This window comes from Hoeflea prorocentri (assembly GCF_027944115.1).
GTDB classification, from domain to species: domain Bacteria; phylum Pseudomonadota; class Alphaproteobacteria; order Rhizobiales; family Rhizobiaceae; genus Hoeflea_A; species Hoeflea_A prorocentri.
Genome location: NZ_JAPJZI010000002.1, coordinates 68,931 through 87,348, shown reverse-complemented (window position 1 = coordinate 87,348; position 18,418 = coordinate 68,931). Strand labels below are relative to the sequence as shown.

20 protein-coding genes and 1 tRNA gene are annotated in these 18,418 nt (G+C 58.9%); 17 read left to right on the top strand and 4 right to left on the bottom strand.

What is annotated here, in order from left to right; all coding sequences use genetic code 11:
• Positions 1-62: 62 nt before the first annotated feature.
• Positions 63-629, top strand: coding sequence for a cysteine hydrolase family protein (locus OQ273_RS22010; RefSeq protein ID WP_267993258.1), 567 nt, complete (start codon positions 63-65; stop codon positions 627-629).
• A gap of 95 nt (positions 630-724) precedes the next feature.
• On the opposite strand, the gene OQ273_RS22005 is transcribed toward OQ273_RS22010, so the two are convergent.
• Positions 725-814, bottom strand: a tRNA-Ser gene (locus OQ273_RS22005).
• A 224-nt stretch (positions 815-1,038) separates the two neighbouring features.
• Here OQ273_RS22005 and OQ273_RS22000 point away from each other — a divergent pair.
• From OQ273_RS22000 to OQ273_RS21925, 16 genes are all read left to right on the top strand, one after another.
• Positions 1,039-2,139 carry a glycosyltransferase family 4 protein gene (locus OQ273_RS22000; RefSeq protein ID WP_267993257.1) on the top strand — a complete coding sequence of 367 codons (1,101 nt, stop codon included), beginning with the start codon at positions 1,039-1,041 and terminating at the stop codon, positions 2,137-2,139.
• Positions 2,140-2,443: 304 nt separating this feature from the next.
• A complete protein-coding gene (locus OQ273_RS21995) occupies positions 2,444-3,157 on the top strand; it encodes a 50S ribosomal protein L21 (protein WP_267993256.1) in 714 nt (237 codons plus the stop codon).
• Between the two features lie 25 nt (positions 3,158-3,182).
• Positions 3,183-3,452, top strand: a complete 270-nt coding sequence (rpmA, locus tag OQ273_RS21990) for a 50S ribosomal protein L27 (RefSeq protein ID WP_267993255.1) — start codon at positions 3,183-3,185, stop codon at positions 3,450-3,452.
• 112 nt (positions 3,453-3,564) lie between these two features.
• Positions 3,565-4,164, top strand: a complete 600-nt coding sequence (locus tag OQ273_RS21985) for a GNAT family N-acetyltransferase (RefSeq protein ID WP_267993254.1) — start codon at positions 3,565-3,567, stop codon at positions 4,162-4,164.
• Positions 4,131-4,364, top strand: a complete 234-nt coding sequence (locus OQ273_RS21980; protein ID WP_267993586.1) for a hypothetical protein — start codon at positions 4,131-4,133, stop codon at positions 4,362-4,364. The genes OQ273_RS21985 and OQ273_RS21980 overlap by 34 nt, the downstream gene beginning before the upstream one ends.
• Positions 4,361-5,404, top strand: coding sequence for a GTPase ObgE (gene obgE, locus OQ273_RS21975; RefSeq protein WP_267993253.1), 1,044 nt, complete (start codon positions 4,361-4,363; stop codon positions 5,402-5,404). The genes OQ273_RS21980 and obgE overlap by 4 nt, the downstream gene beginning before the upstream one ends.
• Positions 5,401-6,564, top strand: a complete 1,164-nt coding sequence (gene proB / locus OQ273_RS21970) for a glutamate 5-kinase (RefSeq protein WP_267993252.1) — start codon at positions 5,401-5,403, stop codon at positions 6,562-6,564. Before obgE ends, proB begins: the two co-directional genes overlap by 4 nt.
• 19 nt (positions 6,565-6,583) lie before the next feature.
• Positions 6,584-7,867 (top strand): glutamate-5-semialdehyde dehydrogenase, encoded by a 1,284-nt coding sequence (locus tag OQ273_RS21965; protein WP_267993251.1) that lies wholly within the window; start codon positions 6,584-6,586, stop codon positions 7,865-7,867.
• An 11-nt stretch (positions 7,868-7,878) separates the two neighbouring features.
• A complete protein-coding gene (locus OQ273_RS21960) occupies positions 7,879-8,529 on the top strand; it encodes a nicotinate-nucleotide adenylyltransferase (RefSeq protein ID WP_267993250.1) in 651 nt (216 codons plus the stop codon).
• 198 nt (positions 8,530-8,727) lie between these two features.
• Positions 8,728-9,159, top strand: coding sequence for a ribosome silencing factor (gene rsfS / locus OQ273_RS21955; RefSeq protein WP_267993573.1), 432 nt, complete (start codon positions 8,728-8,730; stop codon positions 9,157-9,159).
• 182 nt (positions 9,160-9,341) lie between these two features.
• On the top strand, positions 9,342-9,824 hold the full coding sequence (gene rlmH / locus OQ273_RS21950) for a 23S rRNA (pseudouridine(1915)-N(3))-methyltransferase RlmH (RefSeq protein ID WP_267993249.1): 483 nt from the start codon (positions 9,342-9,344) through the stop codon (positions 9,822-9,824).
• 222 nt (positions 9,825-10,046) lie between these two features.
• On the top strand, positions 10,047-11,486 hold the full coding sequence (locus OQ273_RS21945; RefSeq protein ID WP_267993248.1) for a murein hydrolase activator EnvC family protein: 1,440 nt from the start codon (positions 10,047-10,049) through the stop codon (positions 11,484-11,486).
• On the top strand, positions 11,476-12,837 hold the full coding sequence (locus OQ273_RS21940; RefSeq protein WP_267993247.1) for a S41 family peptidase: 1,362 nt from the start codon (positions 11,476-11,478) through the stop codon (positions 12,835-12,837). The genes OQ273_RS21945 and OQ273_RS21940 overlap by 11 nt, the downstream gene beginning before the upstream one ends.
• A gap of 154 nt (positions 12,838-12,991) precedes the next feature.
• On the top strand, positions 12,992-14,107 hold the full coding sequence (locus OQ273_RS21935; RefSeq protein ID WP_267993246.1) for a divergent polysaccharide deacetylase family protein: 1,116 nt from the start codon (positions 12,992-12,994) through the stop codon (positions 14,105-14,107).
• A gap of 4 nt (positions 14,108-14,111) precedes the next feature.
• Positions 14,112-14,624: an RNA pyrophosphohydrolase gene (locus tag OQ273_RS21930; RefSeq protein WP_267993245.1), complete on the top strand. Its 513-nt coding sequence runs from the start codon at positions 14,112-14,114 to the stop codon at positions 14,622-14,624.
• A gap of 4 nt (positions 14,625-14,628) precedes the next feature.
• A complete protein-coding gene (locus OQ273_RS21925; RefSeq protein WP_267993244.1) occupies positions 14,629-15,339 on the top strand; it encodes an aspartate/glutamate racemase family protein in 711 nt (236 codons plus the stop codon).
• Here OQ273_RS21925 and lepB read toward each other — a convergent pair.
• From lepB to atpD, 3 genes are all read right to left on the bottom strand, one after another.
• On the bottom strand, positions 15,336-16,202 hold the full coding sequence (lepB, locus tag OQ273_RS21920; protein ID WP_267993243.1) for a signal peptidase I: 867 nt from the start codon (positions 16,200-16,202) through the stop codon (positions 15,336-15,338). The two genes, OQ273_RS21925 and lepB, sit on opposite strands and share 4 nt — an antisense overlap.
• A gap of 209 nt (positions 16,203-16,411) precedes the next feature.
• The gene (locus OQ273_RS21915; RefSeq protein WP_267993242.1) at positions 16,412-16,810 is read right to left on the bottom strand and encodes a F0F1 ATP synthase subunit epsilon; all 399 of its coding nucleotides are present in this window, start codon (positions 16,808-16,810) and stop codon (positions 16,412-16,414) included.
• Between the two features lie 62 nt (positions 16,811-16,872).
• Positions 16,873-18,396 carry a F0F1 ATP synthase subunit beta gene (gene atpD / locus OQ273_RS21910; RefSeq protein WP_267993241.1) on the bottom strand — a complete coding sequence of 508 codons (1,524 nt, stop codon included), beginning with the start codon at positions 18,394-18,396 and terminating at the stop codon, positions 16,873-16,875.
• Between the last annotated feature and the right edge of the window lie 22 nt (positions 18,397-18,418).

Below are 18,418 nucleotides of genomic sequence, written 5' to 3'. Positions count from 1 at the left end.
GAAAAGGAACAGCGCAAAATATTGTCACGCATTTGTTTCAACACCGCGCTAACAAATCGCGGATGATGAAAGACTGCCTTGCAATAATCGACCTTCAAAACGACTACCTTGCTTCTTGGGATCCAGATGAAACCCAGAGTCTGGTGTCAGGTGTCAACAAATTGGTTTCCTGCTTTCGCAGCCTTTGCCTACCGATTGTCTGGATAAAGACCGAGTTTCGTCAGGACCTGACAGACGCCTTTTTGGAAATGCGGGACAAAAACGTCCGCCTTGTCATTGAGAACAGTCCAGGAGCGGAGTTGCACCCAAAGCTTGACTGGCTGGACGGTGACGAAACAGTGACCAAGAAACGATACAGTGCGTTTTTTCGAACGAACTTGGATGACTTTCTTCAAGACAACGATGTGGAACGTCTTGTCCTTTGCGGCATCAACACACATGCCTGTGTGAGAATGACGGCCATCGACGCTTATCAGCGAGACCTGCGAGTGGTACTCGCGGAAGATTGCATTGGCTCCCATGACCGGCGGCATTCAAAAATCAGTCTGGACTATCTTAACGGCAAGATGGCCTCACTCACTGGCTCCAAGGACATCGTCAGTTCATTGACAAAGGAATTCAATCGCTGATGCCGATTGGAAGCACGCGAAGTGAGCAAACGCTTCGTCCATTGCGATAATGCAGCATCGGCCAGATGAGTGCGGCAGAGCAGACCCGGAAAGACTGGCGGAGAGGAAGGGATTCGAACCCCCGATACGGTTGCCCGTATGCCGCATTTCGAATGCGGTGCTTTCAACCACTCAGCCACCTCTCCGCGTCATGGTCGGCATAAAGAATATGCGGGCGCTGTCTTACCCATTCAAGCGCCGCAAGACAAGGCCGTTTTCGCATCCCGTCAAAGATACGGCCACAACCGGGAACCATTGCCGACGCAGGGGTGAAGGAGGTCCGGCGGCAATCCATTTGCACCGCGGCGCTGCAACGCCATGGACAAGTCCATGGCGATTGTCGTATCGACCGTCCCGAGAGGGGTCAGGTTTGAAAATCGCACATATCGTATCCCATTGGGAACGGAACGGCGTCACCAGCAGTTGCCACAGCCTCATCGCCGCGCAATTGCAGCGGGGGCATGAGGTACATCTGGTGCACCGGTCGGGTGCATGGCTTTCTTTACAGGACTTTCCAACCCCGCTGACAGCACTCGGCAGCAGCCTTGAAACCCGTCCGGCTGAGATACGCAGGATTGGTTACGATATCCGCGACAGAGGATGCGACGTCATCCACTGCCATGGCAGCAGGGCCAACAAATACGGCATGGTGTTTCGTATAGCGGCAAACGCTGCAGTCGTCACAACAGCGCACAGCCGCAACGTCCAGATACCCTTTGCCTTTTTCAAGGCTGTGATTGCACCCAGCCATCAGACAGCCGCGTTTCATACCCGTTTCAATCTGGTTGCCCGCTCAAAAATCCACGTCATTCCGAACTTTGTCCCCATCAGCCCGCAGCCGCCGGACAGAACGCGGGCAAAGACCGCGCTGCGAACGTTGCTGGGACTTCCTCCAGACGCCTTCACGATCGGTATGGTCGGAAGCGTCGGTCCGCGCAAGAACCAGACCGACGGTCTGAGGATCCTTAGGGAACTGGTCGCGATCGATCCTCGGGTCAAGTTGGTCGTCGTCGGCAGCCTTCATCATGCAAAACGCCTGGAGGGCTGGGAGACACTCCTGAACGATCCGCAGATCGAGGCGAATGTCGTTTTGACCGGCCACCGCGACGATGCGCCGTCCATGATCGGCGGGTTTGATGTGTTGTTGAGCACGTCGAAGAAGGAGGAAGGCCCGGTCGTCGTACTTGAGGCGATGTCGCAGACCGTGCCTGTCGTCTCCTATCTGACCGGCCAGGTCCCTGACCTCATTCGCAGCGGCACAGACGGGTTTGCCGTGGCGGTAGGGGATTGGCAAAGCGCCCGTGACGCCATCGGCGCCCTGCTCAAGGAACCCGGCCTTGCCGAAACGGTCGGCCTGTCAGGCAGGCAGCGCCTGCAGGAAAAATGTGGCGAAAACGCTGTTCTTGCGGAAATCGAACGGGTCTACGAGCGGGTGACGGACACCAGCAGGACCGCCAGCTCCCGACCATAGCCGCCAAGCCACCACTCAACGAAAAAATCTCGGTCCCGGAAGGGCAAAAAACACCGCCCGCTTCTTGACTTGGCAAAGGCTTTCCCTTATCCCGCAGTCATCCATGGCGTAAGGTGACTTGCGCCATCTGTTTTTGTTGGACCAGGTTCCGAAAAATACAGCTGCGGGAAAACCCGTCAAATGGCTTTTGGGGGTCACGACAGCGACCTTCGGCGCGATTGGGCGACGATTTGCAAACGACTGATAAAAAGACGGCTGCGCGGTTCACCGTGGCAAGCCGGACCGAACGGCGAAAGGCAAAAAAATGTTCGCAGTCATTAAAACAGGCGGAAAGCAGTACACTGTCGCCGCCGACGACCTCCTGAAGGTCGAAAAGCTTGCCGGCGATGCCGGCGACATGGTTGAGTTTACGGAAGTTCTGATGGTCGGCGAAGGCGCCGATGCAACCATCGGCAAACCCTTTGTGGACGGCGCGCTTGTCACCGCCGAAGTTGTCGAGCAGGGACGCGCCCGCAAGGTTATCGCCTTCAAGAAGCGCCGCCGCCAGAACTCCAAGCGGACCCGCGGTCATCGCCAGCACGAGACCACGATCCGCATTTCGGAAATCCTGACGGGTGGCGCCAAGCCGAAGAAGAAGGCTGCCGCTCCGAAGAAAGCCGAAGCCAAGAAGACCGAAGAGGCTCCGAAGGCAAAGGCACCTGCAAAGGCCAAACCTGCTGAAGAGGCGAAGTCCGCTGAGAAGCCCAAGGCCGCACCCAAGGCGAAAGCCGCCAAGGAAGAGCCGGCCACGATTTTCTCGGCACCCAAGGGCGATGCTGACGATCTGAAGAAGATCTCCGGTGTCGGTCCGGTTCTTGAGAAGAAGCTGCATGCATTCGGCGTCACGCAATACGCGCAGATCGCAGCTTTTTCGAAGGACGATATCGCAAAGCTCGACGAGGCCTTGAATTTCAAGGGCCGCATCGAGCGTGACGACTGGATCGGTCAGGCCAAGGCCCTGGCCGGCGAAGCGAAGTAACGGTTACGAGGTAAGGAGTAGACCAATGGCACACAAAAAAGCTGGCGGTTCGTCGCGCAACGGACGCGATTCGGAATCCAAACGCCTCGGCGTGAAGAAATTCGGCGGCGAAGCCGTCATTCCGGGCAACATTATCGTGCGCCAGCGCGGCACGAAATGGCACCCGGGACAGGGTGTCGGCCTCGGCAAGGACCACACGATCTTCGCAACGGTCGAAGGCAATGTGCAGTTCCGAACAAAAGCCAACGGCCGCTGCTATGTGTCCGTAATGCCGCTTGCGCAAGCAGCGGAATAGCCGGTGGGGACAGCCGGCGTCTCATCGACCCGGCTGAAACATTTCAGGCCAAGAGTTGTCAGGGGAGATGGGGCGCCATCTCCCCTTTTCATTTGCAACTGGAGGACTGAAAATGGAAGCGGATAGTCAGGAAGATGAGAGCCATCACGAGCGGGCGGGTTGTCCGGTTCTCGTGACTGAAAGGCTCGTTCTGCGCACCCCGCATACCGAGGACACGGATGCCCTTACCTGTCTCGCCAACAATGCCCGGGTCGCAACGATGGTGTCGCGTATGCCGCATCCCTATACCCGCAAGGACGCAGCGGATTTTATCCGACGCTCCAAAACAGGCGCGATCGGCAAGTGCATCTATGCAGTGACCAATGCCGAAGACGGGCGTTTCCTGGGTTGTTGCGGGATCGAGCCACAGGACGATCCGGCAACGCTAGAGCTCGGATACTGGATCGGCGAGCCCCATTGGGGCAACGGCTATGCCACGGAGGCCGCACATGCGGTCATCGACATGGCCTTCCGCACCCGCAGCATCGACTGCATCGACGTGCGCTGCAGGGTCACCAACCTCGCTTCGCGCCGGGTGATCCACAAATGCGGTTTCCAGTTCCAGGGAACGGGAATGGCCAAATCGCTGGCGCTTGGCAGCACGGTTCCCGTCGAATGGTACCGCCTCGACCGCAAGACATGGATCTCCCTGCGCAGCTGGGCGGCGGCATGACATCAAGGCCCGTGGTGAAAACCACGGGCCTCTTCTTTTGGCAATGGACGGCAAGGCATGACAAAGCGGAAAAAATCGAGCAGGCGCAGCAAATGGCCCGCAAAGCGTTTTCAACGATTGCCTTTGACCTTAAAGCATGCGGGCTTTATCCGTATGGCCGACAAAACCAACGCAATCGCAGGCGGATAGCTGACAGATGAAATTTCTTGATCAGGCAAAGGTCTATATCCGCTCCGGCGACGGAGGCGGGGGATCGGTCTCATTCCGCCGTGAAAAATACATCGAGTTCGGCGGACCGGACGGCGGCGATGGCGGCCGTGGCGGCGATGTCTGGGCCGAGGCCGTGCACGGCCTCAATACGTTGATCGATTATCGCTATCAGCAGCATTTCAAGGCGAAGACCGGCATGCACGGCATGGGTCGCAACCGTACGGGAGCCACCGGCTCGGACACGATCCTGAAAGTGCCGGTCGGCACGCAGATCTTTGAAGAAGACAATGAAACGCTGATCTGCGATATGATCGATGAAGGCCAGCGCTTTCGTCTGGCCGCCGGCGGCAATGGCGGCTTTGGCAACGCGCATTTTAAATCCTCCACCAATCAGGCGCCCCGCCATGCCAATCCCGGCCTGCCCGGCATTGAAAAGACCATATGGCTGCGTCTGAAACTGATTGCCGATGCAGGCTTGGTGGGCCTTCCGAACGCCGGAAAATCCACGTTCCTGTCCAGCGTCACGCGCGCACGCCCGAAGATCGCCGACTATCCCTTCACCACTCTGCATCCCAATCTTGGCGTTGCCAGCGTCGACGGTGGCGAATTCATCATTGCCGACATTCCGGGGCTGATCGAGGGCGCTCACCAGGGCTCGGGCATTGGCGACCGCTTCCTCGGCCACGTCGAGCGCACACGGGTCCTCCTCCACCTTGTCTCTGCGCAGGAGACCGATGTTGCAGATGCATATCGAACCGTACGCGGGGAACTCGAGGCCTATGGCCACGGTCTTGGCGAAAAACCCGAGATTGTCGCCCTGTCGCAGGCCGACATTCTTGACGAGGAATTGCAGGCGGCGCTTGCTGGCGAGCTGGAAGAAGCCTGCGGCCAGACACCGCTGGTCCTGTCCGCCGTATCGGGCCAGGGCATGACGGCCGCCCTGCGCAGGCTGGCCGCCATCATCGAGGATGATAAAAACGCCGGGCGCGAGGACAGCAGCGCCGAGGGGGCGCGGGACTGGAGCACATGATGCGCAGCACCTGCCTCGCCAACTATCGGCGCATTGCCATCAAGGTCGGCTCCGCGCTGCTGGTGGACCGTAGTGACGGTCTGCGGCGTCACTGGGTCGAGACGCTTTGCCTCGACATCGCCGCGCTCAGGAAAGCCGGATGCGATGTCCTGATCGTCTCATCCGGATCGATCGCCCTTGGCCGTACCGTCATGCAGGGAACCAGCCTTGGCCATGCCAGCGGCAGCCTGAAACTGGAAGAAAGCCAGGCTGTCGCCTCGATCGGCCAGATCGCTCTTGCCAAGGCCTGGTCCGACGCACTGTCGAAGCAGGGTCTCGTAGCCGGCCAGATCCTGCTGACGCTTGACGATACCCGCGAGCGGCGGCGCTATCTCAACGCCCGCGCAACCATTGAACAGTTGCTGGCAGCCGGTGCAGTGCCGGTGATCAATGAAAATGACAGCGTGGCGACCAATGAAATCCGCTATGGCGACAATGACCGCCTGGCCGCACGCGTGGCAAGCATGGCCGGCGCCGACATGCTGGTTCTGCTGTCGGATGTCGACGGCCTCTACACCGCGCCGCCCGACAGCAACCCCGACGCTGGCTTCATGCACCATATCCCCGAAATAACGCCGGAAATTGACGCCATGGCGGGCGATGCAGGTTCCGAACTGTCGCGCGGCGGCATGAAGACCAAGATCGAAGCCGGGCGCATCGCCACCAAGGCCGGCTGCGCCATGATCATCGCGTCCGGAAAGCGCGATCATCCTCTGCGCGCGATCGATGAAGGCACGCGCCACAGCCTGTTCGAGCCCAGCACCTCGCCGGTCACGGCGCGCAAGACGTGGATTGCCGGGCAGATCGATCCGGGCGGACGGTTTTTTGTCGATCCCGGTGCGGAAAACGCACTGAAGACAGGCAAAAGCCTTCTGCCGGCCGGCGTCAGAAAGGTCGTCGGCAGTTTTCTGCGGGGCGATACCGTCGCCATCTGCAATCTGGCCGGATATGAATTCGCCCGCGGGCTTGCCGCTTACGGGTCTGACGAGGCCCGTCAGATCGCCGGTCGCAAATCCTCCGAGATCGCCGGAATTCTGGGCTATTCGGGCCGGGCCGCCATGGTTCACCGCGATGACATGGTGTTGACAGGGGCGCAAATAGCCCCGAATGAAGACGCGTAAGGACGCCAGGAGCAAGACGATGCTTGATGAAGTTGCAAAAGAAACGGACGTGGCCGCTGTCATGGCGGAACTTGGCCGCAACGCGCGCAGCGCAAGCGGCCCGCTGGCGATTGCAACTCCGGAGCAGAAAAACAAGGCCCTGAATGCCATGGCCGACGCGATCATGGCCGGAAGCGACGCCATCCTCGCGGCCAATGCCATCGATATGGAAAAGGCGTCGGCTTCCGACATGGCAGCGTCATTCCTCGACCGGCTGAAGCTGGACGCGGACCGGGTCGCCGCCATGGCACAGGGCATCCGCGCCATCGCCGCGCTGAAGGATCCGGTCGGCGACGTGATGGCCGAATGGACCCGGCCCAACGGTCTGAAAATCGAACGCGTGCGCACACCGCTCGGCGTCATCGGCGTCATCTATGAAAGCCGCCCGAATGTCACAGCCGATGCCGGTGCTCTTTGCCTCAAAGCCGGCAATGCAGTGATCCTGCGCGGCGGCTCGGATTCACACAATTCCTCGGCCGCCATCCATGCATGTCTTGTCGAGGGCCTTCGTGCCGCCGGCCTTCCCGAAAACGCCATCCAGCGTGTTCCGGTGACAGACCGCAAGGCGGTCGGCGAAATGCTGAAAGGTCTGGACGGCTCCATCGATGTCATTGTCCCGCGCGGCGGCAAGAGCCTTGTTGCACGGGTGCAGGGCGAGGCGCGTGTGCCGGTTTTTGCCCATCTTGAGGGCCTGTGCCACATCTATATCGATGCGTCTGCGGACATCGACATGGCGACGGCCATCGCCGTCAACGCGAAGATGCGCCGCACCGGCATTTGCGGCTCCGCCGAAACTTTGCTTGTCCACCGGGCAGCCGCCGAAACACACCTCTTGCCGGTCCTGACTGCGCTGAGTGCAGCGGGCTGCGAGATTCGCGGGTCGCATGAGGTCTGTCACGCCTTTGCGCAAGCCGTTCTGGCGACGGAGGAAGACTGGTCGACCGAGTATCTTGCGCCGATCATCTCCGTGACGCTGGTCAATGGCATCGACGGTGCCATCGCTCATATCGGCCGCTATTCCTCCAGCCACACCGAAGCGGTCATTGCCGAGGATGCAGGTGTTGTCGAACGGTTCATGAATGAAATCGATTCAGCGATCCTTTTGCATAATGCATCCACCCAGTTCGCCGACGGCGGCGAGTTCGGCATGGGTGCGGAGATTGGTATCGCCACGGGCAAGATGCACGCGCGCGGGCCGGTTGGCGTTGAACAACTCACATCCTTCAAATACCGGGTCCACGGCGACGGCCAGACCCGCCCCTAATCGGAACCGCCATGCACGGCAATGAGATCCCAGCAGCGCTGTTGCGCATGCCCCATGTCGAGCCCGGCATGGCGGTCGGCCTGTTTGGCGGATCTTTCAATCCTCCGCATGAAGGCCATGTGCTGGTGGCCGAGACGGCACTGCGCCGGCTTCGTCTCGATCAGCTTTGGTGGATCGTCACGCCGGGCAATCCGCTGAAGGATCACGGCGCGCTGGCAAGCCTGGCGACACGCATGGATCTGAGCCGGAAGATCGTCCACGACCCACGGGTCAAATTCACCGCGTTCGAAGCAGTGCATAATCTGAGCTATACCTCTGAAACGCTGGAATTTGTCCTGTCGCGCAACCGCGGCGTCGATTTCGTCTGGGTCATGGGAGCGGACAATCTGGCGGGATTTCACCATTGGCAAAACTGGCAGGCAATCGCCAATCGTGTGCCGATCGCTGTTGTCGACCGGCCCGGCTCGACGCTGTCCTACCTGTCTTCGGTTATGGCCAAGACGTTCGGGCACGCGCGGGTCGATGAAATGCAATCGGTTGCACTCGCACGCATGCGCCCGCCGGCCTGGACCTTTATTCACGGTCCGCGCTCCCCCCTGTCGTCGACAGCGCTCCGCAATAGCGGAGCTTCGGGGCGGTCCGAAACCGGCCAAAACGGCTAAGCCGTTCAAAAAGCAGCGGAAAAATCGTGATGAGCTTTGTCTTGAAACCATTGGCGTTCCATGCCTATCTTTCTAGGTGTTTGCTGCAACGGTTATTGTCTGAGTCGTTTTTGACGATTGGCAGCCGTTGAAGCGGAGAAACACCGGCAATGGGGCCGGAAGACAAAAAGTCTCCGTAGGGGCAAAACAGGGCTTGTTCTGTTACAGAAAGGAAAGACACTGAGAACAGCACATAGCAAAGGAAATGCCGCAAGCGTTTCCTCATCCGCACTGGAAAGCGGCAATGCTGCATTCCATGCGTTGAAACTGGTCCTCGCCAGCCTCGAGGAATCCAAGGCGGAAGACGTTGTCTCCATCGACATCACCGGTAAGTCTGCGCTGGGCGACCACATGGTTGTATCGTCAGGGCGTTCAAGCCGTCATGTCACGGCAATCTGCGACCATCTGTTGCGGGAACTTAAAAGCGCGGGTTTCGGATCGGCGAAAGTGGAAGGATTGAGTCATGGCGACTGGGTCCTGATCGACGCCGGAGACATCATCGTTCACGTGTTCCGCCCCGAAGTCAGGGAATTCTACAATATCGAGAAGATGTGGATGGCCCCTGAAGTCGAAGAGGATACCGTGCACTAGCATCACGATTCGGCCGCGTCGCCCGACAGGCGAGCAGGTTGATGGAAGTGACGCAAGGAGCTGGCAAACTATTGAATCCGTGTGGTTTCAGGCCGCACTGTTCAGTCTGAGCAGGTGCCCCGCCATATGGATTGCCTTTAATGAGCGCCCCGGCCGCCGGGACGACGATGGCGTGAGGCAAAATGCGGGTAACGATTTACGCCGTGGGCAAGCTCAAGGCCGGTCCGGAAAGAGAACTCTCGGCACGCTATATCGACCGATTTAAAAAGGCCGGCGCGGCCAGAGGCCTGAATTTCAACCGCATCGTGGAAATTACCGAAAGCCGGGCAACCGACGCAGCCACGCGCAAGCGCGAGGAATACGAAGCGCTTGAAAAACAACTGCCGGATGATTGTGTTCTTCTCGTTCTTGATGAGCACGGCTCCACCATGTCTTCGCGTAGATTTGCCGATACCCTCGCCGGCTGGGCCGATATCGGCCGCCGGGACCTTGCAGTCGCGATCGGTGGCGCGGATGGCCATGACGACAGTCTCCTGGACAAGGCCGACAAGGTCCTTTCCTTCGGAAAACTCACCTGGCCGCATCAGATCGTGCGCATCCTGCTTGCCGAACAGCTCTACCGCGCCGCAACCATCCTGACCGGGCACCCCTATCACCGAGACTGACCGCCCATATTAACCATTCGCCACGCTCTGCCACATCACGGCCACGCTTGGTTGGCAGACAGCATCAAATCGTATCCGCGAACTTCACGATTTGAGACATGGCATGACGATCGTGAAGATGGCGGACCGTCGAGGCCCCCCGCACACGGTGTTTTGCGTTGCCACCGGCGGCGATCGGGCTATGGTGTCGGGAGCTTTTGGGAGACCGTGATTCGCAGGATAATGCAAAGCAATCTGCCCAAGCCCGCGACCGGCAAAAGGGACGGATCGGCGCGCAGGAGCGCCGGCTTTGCCGTGCCCGGCGGATGGGTGGCGGCCATTGCATTGTGCACGGTCATCGCCTTGCCGCTCTTCGCCGCTGCCCAAACCTCAAAAACGCCGAAATCGGCCCGTCCCGGCGCTGCCACCATCGAACAACTCGATGAACAGCGCAAAAAGGGCCTCGGCGAGCTTGAACGACTGTCTGCCGATATCGAGCTTTCGAAAGAGCGTCGTGAAGCCCTGGAAGACAGCATCGAGGCCCTCAAGAAGGATGAGGTGACGCTGCGCATCGAACTGGTGCAGAGCGCAAAAACGCAAAAGAAGCTCAGCGAGGATATCTCCGAGAGCGAATTGCGGCTGGCAAGTCTCAACGGCCGAGAAACCAGTGCTCGTGCCTCGCTCAACGCACGGCGCGGCGTGCTGGCGGAAGTTTTGGCCGCACTGCAGCGCATGGGGCGCAACCCGCCGCCGGCCCTGCTCGTAAGCCCTGAGGATGCGCTCTCATCGGTCCGCAGTGCCATTCTCCTCGGTGCGGTTGTGCCGGAAATTCGAGAGCAGACGCAGCAGCTCGTAGATGATCTGAAGGAACTCACCGACATCCGGGCATCCATAGCCAATGAACGTGAACTGCTGCTGGCAACACTCGAAAACCAGGCTGAAGAGGAAGAGCGCCTGACCCTTTTGCTCGCTGAAAAACGCAAACTGACCGAACAAAGTCAGGAGAAGCTGGCCCTTGAAGCTGAAGCATCGCAAAGGCTCGCTGCCCGCGCCAAAAGTCTTGAAGACCTGATTGCCTCTCTGGGTACCGAAATCGACTCGGTCCGCAAGGCCGCCGCAGAAGCGCGCCTGGCGGAAAAGAGACGTGAGGAAGAGGCCAAGGAGCAGCGCCAGAAGGCACGCGAACAGGCGCGCGAGGGAACACCGGACGCCAACCGTATTGCGCCCGCATTTGCCTTCTCCAAACTCAAGAAGAAGCTCGAACTGCCCGTCGCCGGCAGCCAGAAGTTCGGTTTCGGGGAAGATGATGGGTCCGGTCAGACTCTGCAGGGCATGACCGTCTCAACCGTGGCTGACGCGATTGTGACAGCGCCTGCCGATGGTTGGGTGGTATATTCAGGTCCGTTCCGCTCCTACGGGGAATTGATTATCCTCAACGCAGGGGACGGTTATCACCTGGTATTGGCCGGAATGGGCAGGACAAATGCCGACATCGGCCAATTTGTCGTGGCGGGCGAACCGATAGGCCGCATGACCAGGACAAAGGTGGTGTCGGCATCGGTATTGGCTCTAGCTTCGACGGAGCCAACGCTCTACATTGAATTTAGAAAAAACGGAAAACCCGTTGATCCGGCTCCGTGGTGGGCCAGCAATCCGTCCGGAAGGGTACGAAATGATTCGTAAGGTACTAATTCTGACCGTCGGAGTTTTCATTGGCGCGGTATCAGTCACCGCGCTGCAATATTCCGGCTCGTCGGCCGTCGCGGCCAACTCCGAAACCTACAAACAGCTCTCCATTTTTGGTGACGTGTTCGAACGCGTGCGCGCGCAATATGTAACACCGCCGGAGGAGAAAGAACTGATCGAGAGCGCGATCAACGGCATGTTGACCTCGCTCGACCCGCATTCCAGCTACCTCAATGTCGATGACGCGAACGACATGCGCACCCAGACGCGCGGTGAATTCGGCGGCCTCGGCATCGAAGTGACGCTCGATCAGGACAGCGAACTGGTCAAGGTGATCACGCCCATCGACGAAACGCCTGCCTCCAAGGCCGGCGTCCTTGCCGGCGACCTGATCTCGGAAATCGACGGCGAAGCGGTGCGCGGCCTGACCTTGTCCCAGGCCGTCGACAAAATGCGCGGCCCGGTCGGCTCCGATATCAATCTGACGATCCTGCGAGAAGGTGCAGATGCGCCGATAAACATCGAAATCACCCGTGCGATCATCAAGATCCGGGCTGTAAGGCACCGGGTTGAGGACAATGTCGGCTATGTCCGCGTGATTTCCTTTACCGAGAAGACCTATAACGACCTGGCAAATGCCATCAAGGATATCGAAGACAAGATCCCTGCTGATGAACTCAAGGGCTATGTCATCGACCTGCGGCTCAACCCGGGCGGTCTGCTCGATCAGGCGATCAACGTGTCCGATGCCTTCCTCGACCGTGGGGAAATCGTTTCGACCCGCGGCCGCAACTCAGAAGAAACCCGTCGCTACAATTCGCGCCCGGGCGATCTGACCGACGGCAAACCGATCATCGTGCTTGTCAATGGCGGCTCCGCCAGTGCCTCGGAGATTGTCGCGGGCGCCCTGCAGGACCACCACAGGGCGACAGTTGTCGGCACCCGGTCCTTCGGCAAGGGCTCCGTTCAAACAATCATCCCGCTTGGCGAGAACGGCGCGCTGCGCCTGACGACGGCGCTCTACTACACGCCGTCCGGCAAGTCGATCCAGGGAACCGGCATCAAGCCTGACATCATTGTCGAGCAGCCGCTGCCCGAGGAACTGCAGGGCCGGGTCCGTGAAACCGGAGAATCGGAACTGCGCGGGCACATTCAGGGTCAGGATGAAACCGAAGAAGGATCCGGCTCCATTGCCTATGTTCCGCCAGAGCCCGAGGATGACGAACAACTCGGTTTTGCGCTGGAACTGCTGCGCGGCGAAAGAACCGATCCGGCATTTCCACCTAGCCCGGACAACACGTTGAAGGCGGCCAAGGAGGTTGACAAGGAAACCCCCAAGACCGAATAAGCTTAAAGACACCGCCCGCGAAAGCGGGCGGTTCTGAATCAGGATCAAGGTTGAACCGGCGGCTGTGGACACAGGTTCCGAACTAAACAAACCGCTTGGGCAGGATCGGCGGCAAAAAAAACCGGCGGCAGGTAGCGGCCGGAAGGGCCGCTGGATGATTGCGGGAATTGCCGTGCTCATCCTGTTCGGCGGTGCCGGATACATGGCGTTGCAGCAAAGCCCGTTGCGCGGTGCGCCAGAACCGGCTGAAAAACAAGTCGCCGCCAGTGAACAACCCGCACAATCCGAACCCATCGTTATTGAGGGCGGCATTGCCTCAGAGGAACGTGTTGCTGGCGATTCAGGCGCGGAAATCGCACGCACGCTGACCGATGAGGGTGGGGTTGTTACGACCATCTCGCCGCGCGACAGGTCCGGTGACGGACCTTTGATCATCTCAGGCGCTGAAACGGTCGGGCAGGACCCGCGCATGGCGCATCTGCCGGTCCCCGAACTTCTTGAAGATACGGACTTCGGACGCCTGCCGATCAAGAGCGCCGACGGGCGGCGCGCACTCGAGGCCTATGCACGCCCCTGGTCCGGCGCACGCGGCACCCGCATTGCCATCGTCGTCGGCGGTCTCGGCCTCAGCCAGACCGGCACGCAATATGCCATCGCCACCCTTCCGGAGGAGATAACCCTTGCCTTCGCCGCCAGCGGCAACAGCCTGCAGCGCTGGCTGCAGGAAGCCAGACGGGCAGGACATGAGGTCTTGTTGCAGGTGCCCTTCGAGCCCTTCAACTATCCGCAGAACGATCCGGGTCCCCATACGCTGGTTGTCGAAGACGGAACCCCACAGAACCTGGCCGATCTGCATTGGGCGCTCGGCCGCATCACAAATTATACGGGCATCATGAATTTCATGGGCGCCCGATTCCTGTCCGATCCCGACGCCACCGAACCGATCATGCGCGATATAGCCCGCCGGGGTATTCTCTTTCTTGATGACGGAACTTCGGCGCGAACGGTAACAGGCTCACTTGCTTCCGCGATCGGCGTTCCCCATGCAACCGCTGACATGGTGGTCGATCACGAGGTAAACCGCATTCAGATCATGAAAAAGCTGGACGAAGCCGAGCGTATTGCCCGCAGGAACGGATCGGCGATCGCCATCGCTTCGGCCTTTGAGACCAGCGTCAACGCCATCGCGGCATGGGCCAATGAAGCCAAGGCGCGTGGTATTGAAATCGTCGCCGTTTCGGCGCTTGCTGACGACCCGGAAGATTTTTGAAAAGATGAACAAGCGCAAGACCGAACTCATGGCATACCGGCCCTGTGTCGGTGTTGTTGTCATCAACAAGGAAGGGCTCGTCTGGGCCGGTCACCGTATTGCCGAGGAAAAGGGTGAACTGTCGCCCTCCGACTTCCGCTGGCAACTGCCGCAAGGCGGTATCGACAAGGGTGAAGAGCCCATCGACGCGGCAAGACGCGAGCTTTACGAAGAAACCGGCATTCGCAGCATATCGCTGCTTGCCGAAGCGCCCGAATGGATCAAATATGATCTGCCCGACCATTTGATGGGCGTTGCCCTTAAGGGCAAATATCGCGGTCAGACCCAGCGTTGGTTCGCCTTCCGGTTTGAAGGTGACGAAAGCGAAATCGCCATCAATCCGCCACCCGACGGCTACAAGGCGGAATTCGATACCTGGCAATGGCGGCGGCTCTCAGACCTGCCCGGCCTCATCGTACCGTTCAAGCGCGGCGTCTATGAAGAGGTTCTGGCCGCCTTTTCCCATCTGACGGTGTAGGTCGATGAAACTGATCGGCCTTATCGGCGGTATGAGCTGGGAATCGACCGCCATTTACTACCGACTGATGAATGAAGAGGTCAAACGCCGGCTCGGCGGCCTGCATTCCGCCCGCATCCTTCTGCATTCGGTGAACTTCCATGAGATCGAGCAGCGCCAGCATTCCGGCGACTGGCAGGGAACGGCTGAAATCCTCTCCAAAGCGGCTTCGGGACTGAAAGCCGCCGGCGCCGATTTCCTGGTGATCGCCACCAACACGATGCACAAGGTTGCCGACGAAGTGGAGACGGGAAGCGGCCTGCCGGTCTTGCATATCGCCGATGCGACAGGCAAGGCATTGGTTGAAGACGGGCGTCGGCGTGTCGGCCTTCTGGGCACACGTTTCACCATGGAAGAAGATTTCTACGCCGATCGTCTGCGGAGCGCCTTCGGCCTTGATGTCGTGGTACCGAACAGCAAGGAACGCGACGCCATCCATCGCATCATTTACGAGGAGCTATGCCTCGGCGAGGTCAGGGCCGATGCCCGCAGATTCTTTCACGCCGCCATCGATGACCTGCGCGGCGACGGATGTGACTGCATCATCCTTGGCTGCACCGAACTGACGATGGCCGTCGACGAGACCAATAGCGCGCTGCCGCTCTACGACACAACCGCCCTTCACGCCGTGGCGGCGGTGGAACAGGCGCTCAAAGTACGACAGCACTTCAGTTAGTTTTCCGACAAATCCTGTCGGGCTCTATCAAGGTCGCCCCCTGAGTTGGCGTAAATCCATACGGCCTTGCCGGCAAGATTGTCGATTGGGATCATGCCCATCGAAAGGCGGGAGTCCAACGAATTGTCCCGGTTATCTCCAAGAACAAAAAAGCTGTTGTCGGGGACTTCAAACTCCGGCGTATTGTCGAGTTCGGTATTATCGTAAAGATTCAGGATTGTGTATGATCGCCCGAAAGGCAGGGTTTCCCTGTAACGCGCTATCCCTGTTGTTCCATCATAAAGGTAGTCTGACATTTTCTCTTGTGAAAGTCTGACGCCGTTGAGAATGGTGTAACCATCCACCATTTGAACGGTATCACCCGGCAGTCCTATGACTCGCTTTATGTATGAAGTTTGTGGATCCTGAGGCAGCCTAAATACCACAATATCACCACGATTTAGGTTGTCCGGCCAAGGGCGGCTTCCGAACAACACATCCGAAAACGGAAAGCTGTAAGGACCATATCCGTAAGCTAATTTGTCAGCAAATAACCTATCGCCAGGCACCAGAGTAGGCACCATTGATCCCCCTGGGGTTGAAAAGGGCTGATAGATCAACGCTCTAACTAAAGCGGGAGGTATAATTGAAATGACAAGAACACATAGAAAAACCATCCACCATCTCGAGTAAAGTCTGTGAGGCAGGCTAGTTGGACGCAGCCACAGCGTTATGCCTATGGATACGACACTAAAACCCATAAAGAAAATCAAAGGGTAGTTTCCAACTATTTGTACCGGCAGCTTTGGAAGGGCTGCAAAGTCGAAGTAAAAGAAAAAATAAAGAGCGGCCATCGCGAAAGCCACAACGGCTGCAAATCTCAACCTACCTATCCAGAGTAGACCGCCAATCAAACCCAGAACTGCCGTTAGGACTACAGTTGAGACTGTGCCTCTGGGTTCTGGGTTTGATGCCATTGTGAAATATCCTAACAAATGGATTGATGTGCAGGCCGCACTTACATGTCACTTGCAAACACAAAAAAGCGGGCTTTTCAGCCCGCTTGCCTCAGGAACCGATCTTCAAAAGATGCTTATACCGCGCTTTGCAGCGTCGTCAGGTGATCGAGTTTTTCGGAGATGCGCGCCTTTTCGGCATCGTCCGTCGCATCCTGCAGATCTTCCCTGGTATTTTGAATACGCTGTGCAATGTCCTCATGGTCGATCTCGTCGACATGAACCGCGGATTCTGCAAGCACGGTGCAGCCTTCCGGCAGGATATCGGCAAAACCGCCGAACACCACGTAGCGGTTCGACCCGCCCTCGGCGGATTTCACTTCGACGATCCCCGGCTTGATGGTGGTCATGACCGGTGCATGGTTGGCCATCACCGTCATTTCTCCGTCAGCGCCCGGCAGGATAACCTCGCTGGCCGCTTCCGACAGCAGCAGACGTTCCGGAGAAACGAGTTCGAAATTAAAGCTTTCAGCCATCGCTGGTCACCTTTTTTGGTGGACATGGGGCGGGCCGAAGAGCCCGCACCGTTATCAACGCCTTAGGCTGCCTCGGCAGCCAGCTTCTGAGCTTTCTCGATCGCCTGATCGATACCGCCAACCATGTAGAAGGCGGCTTCCGGCAGGTGGTCATACTCGCCTTCCACCAGGCCCTTGAAGCTCTTGATCGTGTCGTCGAGATCGACGAGCTGGCCGGGCGAACCGGTAAAGACTTCGGCAACGAAGAACGGCTGCGACAGGAAACGCTCGATCTTGCGGGCGCGTGCAACGGTCATCTTGTCTTCTTCGGAAAGTTCGTCCATGCCGAGAATGGCGATGATGTCCTGCAGGGACTTGTAGCGCTGCAGGATCGACTGCACACGGCGGGCAACATCGTAGTGTTCCTGACCGACAATCATCGGATCAAGCATACGCGACGTGGAATCGAGTGGATCCACGGCCGGGTAGATGCCTTTTTCCGAGATCGCGCGGTTAAGAACCGTCGTTGCATCCAAGTGCGCGAACGAGGTGGCAGGCGCCGGGTCGGTCAGGTCGTCGGCCGGGACGTAAACGGCCTGCACCGAGGTGATCGAACCCTTGTTGGTCGTCGTGATGCGCTCCTGCATGGTGCCCATATCTGTGGCGAGCGTCGGCTGATAACCCACGGCCGAAGGAATACGGCCAAGAAGCGCGGACACTTCCGAACCCGCCTGGGTAAAGCGGAAGATATTGTCGACGAAGAACAGCACGTCCTGACCTTCATCACGGAACTGTTCGGCAATGGTCAGGCCGGTCAGCGCAACACGGGCGCGCGCTCCGGGCGGCTCGTTCATCTGGCCGAAGACCAGCGCGCATTTGGAACCTTCCGTGGAGCCGTCATGCTCCTTGGGGTCCTTGTTCACGCCCGATTCGATCATTTCCCAGTAAAGGTCGTTGCCTTCGCGGGTGCGCTCGCCGACACCGGCGAATACGGAGTAACCACCGTGCGCCTTGGCGACGTTGTTGATCAGTTCCTGAATGAGAACGGTCTTGCCAACACCGGCACCGCCGAAGAGGCCGATCTTGCCGCCCCTTGCATAGGGCGCCAGCAGGTCGACGACCTTGATGCCCGTGACCAGGATTTCCGCTTCGGTCGACTGATCGACATATTCCGGTGCATCCTGGTGAATGGCCCGTTTGGCGGTGGCTTTGACCGGACCGGCTTCATCGATCGGCTCGCCGATCACGTTCATGATGCGGCCTAGCGTCTCGGCACCAACCGGCACGGCGATCGGCTCGCCCGTATCGGTCACCTTCTGGCCACGGACGAGACCCTCACTGGAGTCCATGGCAATGGTGCGCACGGTGTTTTCACCAAGGTGCTGCGCGACTTCCAGAACCAGACGGTTGCCGAGGTTGTCGGTTTCCAGCGCGTTCAGGATCGGCGGCAGGTGATCTTCAAAGGCGACGTCGACGACGGCGCCGATAACCTGCGTGATCGTTCCGGTCACACCGGCCGGCTTGGCTGCCGCCTTAGCCTTGGCGCGGCTTTTTGCCGGCTTTGCTGCCGCATCAGCGGATTTTGTTGGGGTAGCTGCCTTAGCCATATCGTAATTACCCTCTTCTCAG